This is a genomic window from Pandoraea anhela (assembly GCF_902459655.1).
Taxonomy (GTDB): Bacteria; Pseudomonadota; Gammaproteobacteria; order Burkholderiales; family Burkholderiaceae; genus Pandoraea; species Pandoraea anhela.
In genome coordinates this window covers 1-544 of sequence record NZ_CABPSB010000059.1, presented here as the reverse complement: position 1 = coordinate 544, position 544 = coordinate 1, and the positions used below count along the sequence as shown (strand labels likewise).

Here is a 544-nt window from a genome sequence, read left to right as displayed (position 1 = left end):
TCAGCCACCAACTTCTTGAGCCGCGCGTTCTCTTCCTGTAACTGCTTGAGTTCGCGCACCTGATCCGACTGCATACCGGCATACTGCTTTTTCCATCGGTAGAACGTCTGTTCAGAAATGCCGACATGCCGGATCAGATCGGCCGGCGGCATGCCCAACTCCGCTTGCTTCAGTACTGCAACAATCTGTTCGACTGAAAAGTGCTTGCGTTTCATGGCAAACCCCTCCTTTTTCCATGGGTAAAGTTTGCCGAAAAACTAACACTGCAGGTGGTCCGGATTTCTCAATGCAGATCAAAAATTTCACCTGATATTCATAGAGGTCTGGAATGATGCCCGTTGTTTGTAGCACAGACTAGGGCGAGATCTGGGCTATGTAGAGTGCTAGATTGATGCGCTACCGCGTTAAAAAAGACAATTTCCGACTTTAGGTCGATCGGAGGATTCGTGGACTCGTCGCCCAATAACTGTATTGACCCAGTGAAAACCTGCTCAAGTCATAATCGAGGAAAAGACGATGAGCAAGGCGATGGAAGAAGACATCA

The 544-nt window shown here is 48.7% G+C and carries 1 protein-coding gene; it reads right to left on the bottom strand.

Features of this window, described 5'->3' with window-relative positions; translation table 11 throughout:
- A partial coding sequence (locus PAN31108_RS26240; protein ID WP_150671667.1) for a transposase occupies nucleotides 1-215 on the bottom strand: 215 nt, incomplete at its 3' end.
- Nucleotides 216-544 lie beyond the last annotated feature (329 nt).